A 4,924-nucleotide genomic window follows, 5' to 3' on the forward strand; every position below is an offset into this window, starting at 1 on the left:
CCCTGATGCCCAGCAGGAAGTCCGCCACCACCGCCCAGTCACCTGAAACCAGGTCACACCAGCGTTCCAAACCCGCGGCAACCAGGGGATCCCGATTCCCGAGCGTGTCCTCGCGGTACCAGACCGCGCGGCAACCCAGGTTACGCGCCAGTTCCACGTCGGACAAACGGTCCCCCACCACGTACGAGTGCTCCAGATCGTAATCCCCATTCAGATACTCGTTCAACATTCCCGTACCCGGTTTGCGTGTGGGCGCGTTGTCTTGCGGCCATGTGGGATCGATGTGCACGGCGGCAAAGCGGATGCCTTCGTTGGCCAGTAATGTCAACAGTTTTTCCTGGGACGCCTGGAAAGACGCCATCGGGAAAGATCGCGTTCCAAGGCCATCCTGGTTGCTGACCATCACCAGGTGAAACATACCCGTGCTTGCCACGCGGTTCAGGCTGACCACCACTTTGGGCAACAACTCCAGTTTTTCCAGGGAATCCACCTGCGGATCATCCTCGGGTTCGCGGATCAGGGTACCGTCCCGGTCCAGGAACAACAATCGTTTTTTCAGCATTTCAAGCCTCCGTTATATGCTTGCAGACATTCCATCAAGAAGCGGTTTTCCTTGGTCGTTCCCACGCTGATGCGCAGGCAATTGCCGCACCCGGGCTGGTCGGAGCGGTCCCGTACCCGCACTCCGTTTGTTTCCAGAAAGCGCAGAACACCAGCGCCGTCAAGAAAGCGGACCAGAAGAAAATTGGCCTGAGAAGGAAACACCTCATCCACACAATCCAGTAGCGGCAATGTGTTGGAGAGGAATTCCCGCTCGGATACCAGTTCGCGTAATACCCGCGTACGTTTTTTTGTCGAATCCAGAATACGCGCCAGCGTTTCACTGTTGGGAGTACTGATGTTGTAGGGAGCCTGGAGATTGCGCAGAACCGCCAGCACTTCGACATTCCCCAGCAGCATGCCCACCCGAACCCCGGCGGCGCCCCAGGACTTGGAAAATGTGCGCAACACAAAAAGGTTGGGGAAATACTCCGTTTCTTTGGCCAGGCCGGGATCTTTTGCGAAATCGAGGTAGGCTTCATCCACGACCACCGCGGCTTGGCAGTTGCGCACCACGTCCAGTATTGATGCTTTGTCCAGCAGATTGCCGGTGGGATTGTTGGGTGAAGTCAGAAAGATCAGGCGTGCGTTTTCTCTCCGGGCATGGCGGATCACGCCTTGCGCATCCAGGCTGAAGTCCGGCCACAGCGGGACCTCGATGACATCCACCCCGTTGCCCCGGGCGCATACTTCGTACATGCCGTACGTGGGTGGGCAAACCAGAATGCGATCGCCGCGGGAATCGCAGCATCCACGTATCAGGATATCGATCAACTCGTCGCTGCCGTTTCCCAACAGCATGCGCTCCGGCTCCCATCCGTACATGCCGGCAATGCGTTGGGTCAGGTGTCGCTGTTTCGGGTCGGGGTAACGGTTCACTCCCGCGTTATCGGAAAATGAAACCGGAAGTTCATTGGCGTCGAGCCACACCATCTCTCTGGCGCGGGATTTGTCACGCGTGGATACATAGGGCTGCAGACTGCGGGCACGGCAACTGAGCAGGTCCAGGGGATTCATTTTTGCGCGCGGTTCGGCCCGGGCGGCCGCGCGACGCAGCGAAACCGATGCGGCGTGCAGCGGCAAACCTTCAGCCAAGGCCATAACCTCAACCGTTCTGGCTACACCCAGCAGACCGTCGGCAGACAAGTGTTGAAACGAGATGCTTTTCTGAAACGAACGCACCGTGATCCCCGACCAGGCGCGGGCATGTCCCCCGGTGGGCAGGGTGTGGTTGGTGCCCGAGGCGTAATCGCCCACCGCTTCAGCCGCCCAGTGGCCCAGGAACACGCTGCCCGCATTATGAATCATTCCTACCCACGCTTGGGGATCCTCCACCGCCAAGGTGAGGTGTTCCGGGGCATAAGCGTTGAGAATGGTTACCGCCTGGTTCCGGTCCGCTGCCACCATTACAACCACGCTTTCCAGGTTTTTCTCTACCACCGTTGAAAATTCCCCCGCTTCCAAACGGGTACTGAGTTCACCGCATACCGCCTGCGCCAGTTGCCGGTCCAGAGACACCAGTACCGCCCGGCTGGACGCGCCGTGTTCCAATTGCCCCAACAGGTCCGCCACCACAAAATCAGCACGCGCGGAATGGTCCGCCACCACCAGCAATTCCGAGGGTCCGGCCGGCATGTCCACGGCGACCCCGTCCCCGGCGGCCTGCATCTTGGCCGCGGTCACGTAGTCGTTGCCCGGGCCGAAGATCTTGTCGACCCGGGGAATGCTTTCCGTCCCGTACGCCATGGCGGCAATCGCCTGCGCTCCACCCACACAAAACACGCGGCGAATTCCCAACAGCCCGGCGCAGTAAATAATGGTTGGGTGGACCCGGCCGTTGTGGTCGGGCGGGGTACACACTACCACTTCACGGCATCCCGCCAGGACCGCGGGAACCCCCAGCATCAACAGGGACGAAAACAGCGGGTGCCGTCCCCCGGGTACATACAGTCCCACCTTCTCAATGGGAACCAGGCGTTGAAAACATTCCACCCCGGACTGGGTCTGGATGCGGCCCTCTTCCTTTTCACGATGATAATCATGGAAGCGGCGTATATTGCAAAGCGCCGTTTCGATGGCCGCCTTCAATTCGCGGCCCAGGCACTCACCCGCAACGCGGACATCGCTTGCCGGCACCCGAAAAGAATGGGGAACACAGGCATCATAGCGACGGCTGTATTCTCTCAACGCGGAATCACCGCCCTTGCGGATATCATCCAGGATTCGCGCGGTGGTCTCTGCGACTTGCGGATCTATTGCGGACCTGCGCTCAGTCAAACTGCGAATCTCTTTTTCCGTGGGCTGGAGAAGCAAGCGGATCTTTGGCTTTGGCTTTTTCATTAAAACACCATCTTTTCCAATCCCAAGACCAGGATGCCTTCCGCGCCCAATTCATGCAGGCGATCCACCATTTCCCAGAACTCTTCTTCCGCCACCACGGATTGTACGGACACCCAGCCCGGCTGATTCAGGCGACTGACCGTGGGGCTCTTCATGCCGGGAAGCAAACGGCAGATGGAGGACAGCGACTTTTCCGGAGCGTTGAGCAGAATATATTTGTGCGTGCGCGCCCGCAGTACCGCTTGGATGCGCAGCAAGAGGCGCTTGAGCAAAACCGCCTTGTCATCAGGAAGATGTGGAGTCGCCACCAATTGGGCCGTGGATTCAAAAACGGTTTCCACTTCGCGCAGGCCGTTGCTCAGTAGGGTGCTGCCGGAGCTGACCAAGTCACAGACAGCGTCGGCCACGCCGATGGCGGGCGCAATCTCAACCGACCCAGCGATACGGCGGATGCGGGCACTGATGCCCCGGCGTTCAAAAAAATCCGTAAGAATGCGGGGGTGAGAAGTAGCGATGCACTTGCCCTCCAGATCCTTGAGTCCGGTCCAGGGACGTGTTTTCTCTACCGCCAGCGCCAGGCGGCAGCGGGCGAACCCCAGGTCGCGCACGGATTGCACATCGTCCCGCGTCTCCGCCAGCAGGTTGCGCCCCACAATGCCCAGGTCCGCGACCGCATCCGCCACAATGGCGGGAATGTCATCGTCGCGCAGGAACATGAGTTGCAGGGGAAAGTTGTCACAGCTTACTTTGAGTTTGCCGTTGCTGCGCGAAAAGGTGATACCGCAGTCCCTGAGCAGGCCCAGGGAACCTTCGCTCAAGCGACCTTTGCGTTGGATCGCCAGTTTCAGAATGGGATTCATGGTCACCTCCATGAGGAATGAACCCTGCCGGAGATAAAGGGGTGGATTTCTCCGGCAAGGGGTAAAGGGGTGGGTCAGTCTAAGTTCACACGCTCGCGGGGAGCGCGTGGTGGAGGTGATAATGGTGCAGGCACAGGGATCCCGCCATCAGCCCGGCGGCACGAAGAATCCCGTTGTTACTCTGCATAGAAGCGGAATGTACACTACTTCGCCTCGCATGTCAAGGGTCCCTCTTGACAGGGCCCCTCTTGACCGATCCCGGCTTTTCAATTTTATCTTGCACCGATCATTTTGAGAAAAACGGGCCGGATGATTCTATTATTTCAACATCAGGGCTTTTGGCGCAGGGGCGGAATTTTCCATACCGGGGAGCCTCGGCGGAGGGTATGCAATGAGATCAGCACCGCGAATCATGGGGTTGGGGGTGTGTGTACTCGTAATTCTGTGCATGTGCGCTCGTGAATCGGAAATATTTGAGATCACGGGCGATTGGAAAATCATCCAGGTGGTCAGTGACAGTGGGCAGGAATACGACCCGGACAGGGGCATGATCTGGACATTTTCGGGAACTTCTGAAGAGGGGGACATCAGCACGGATGTTTCGTTTTTATCCGGCACCTACCGGGTGCGGGGAAAATTGATCACCATGGAGATTGTGTCCGGCCGTGGGCCTTATTGGTACAACCGCTACTATAGCGGCATCATCACCGGACACAAGACGATGCAGGGCCAATACGAGGGGTCTTCTCTGGCTGGGGACTCCGAAGAAGCGGTAACATTCTCCGGCTCCTGGTGGGCGATAAAGAAGTGAAAAGTTGAAAAGAAGGTGACAGGTATCAGGTGACAGGTATCAGGAGGTAGGAGGACCCTGGCAAGAGGCAAGTGGCGATTGGCCAGAGGAGGAGATCGCAGTCGAAAGTGACCAAGGTGGCAGGCGTACGGGCGGTTCGCGAACCGCCCCTACTTTTGGAACTTCTTTCCTCTTCAACTCTTCAACTCTTCAACTTTTCCTGCTAGAAACCGCGGGCGTAAAAGTTCCACAAATGATCGCCCAGGTCCCAGTAGCGGTTGACCAGTGCATCGGCGAACTGGTGGGAGTATTGCGTAAGCAGGCGGTTCGCGGC

Annotated in this window: 4 protein-coding genes; 1 reads left to right on the forward strand and 3 read right to left on the reverse strand. The window is 58.2% G+C overall.

Features of this window, described 5'->3' with window-relative positions; all coding sequences use genetic code 11:
* The 3 genes from hisB to ENN40_08825 form a co-directional block, all read right to left on the reverse strand.
* A partial coding sequence (gene hisB, locus ENN40_08815; GenBank protein HDP95443.1) for a histidinol-phosphatase occupies positions 1–562 on the reverse strand: 562 nt, incomplete at its 3' end.
* Complete coding sequence (gene hisD, locus ENN40_08820) at positions 556–2,940, reverse strand: histidinol dehydrogenase (protein ID HDP95444.1); 2,385 nt, start codon at positions 2,938–2,940, stop codon at positions 556–558. The genes hisD and hisB, both read right to left, overlap by 7 nt.
* Positions 2,940–3,800: an ATP phosphoribosyltransferase gene (locus tag ENN40_08825; GenBank protein ID HDP95445.1), complete on the reverse strand. Its 861-nt coding sequence runs from the start codon at positions 3,798–3,800 to the stop codon at positions 2,940–2,942. The genes hisD and ENN40_08825 overlap by 1 nt, the downstream gene beginning before the upstream one ends.
* Positions 3,801–4,191: 391 nt before the next feature.
* Between ENN40_08825 and ENN40_08830 the strand changes: the two genes are divergently transcribed.
* The gene (locus ENN40_08830) at positions 4,192–4,611 is read left to right on the forward strand and encodes a hypothetical protein (GenBank protein HDP95446.1); all 420 of its coding nucleotides are present in this window, start codon (positions 4,192–4,194) and stop codon (positions 4,609–4,611) included.
* Positions 4,612–4,924 lie beyond the last annotated feature (313 nt).

This window comes from Candidatus Aminicenantes bacterium (assembly GCA_011049425.1).
Classification (GTDB): domain Bacteria; phylum Acidobacteriota; class Aminicenantia; order UBA2199; family UBA2199; genus UBA876.

Coding starts and splice junctions, on each gene's coding strand:
- hisD (HDP95444.1), bottom strand. CDS start 2,940: ATGAAAAAGCCAAAGCCAAAGATCCGCTTGCTTCTCCAGCCCACGGAA.
- ENN40_08825 (HDP95445.1), bottom strand. CDS start 3,800: ATGAATCCCATTCTGAAACTGGCGATCCAACGCAAAGGTCGCTTGAGC.
- ENN40_08830 (HDP95446.1), top strand. CDS start 4,192: ATGAGATCAGCACCGCGAATCATGGGGTTGGGGGTGTGTGTACTCGTA.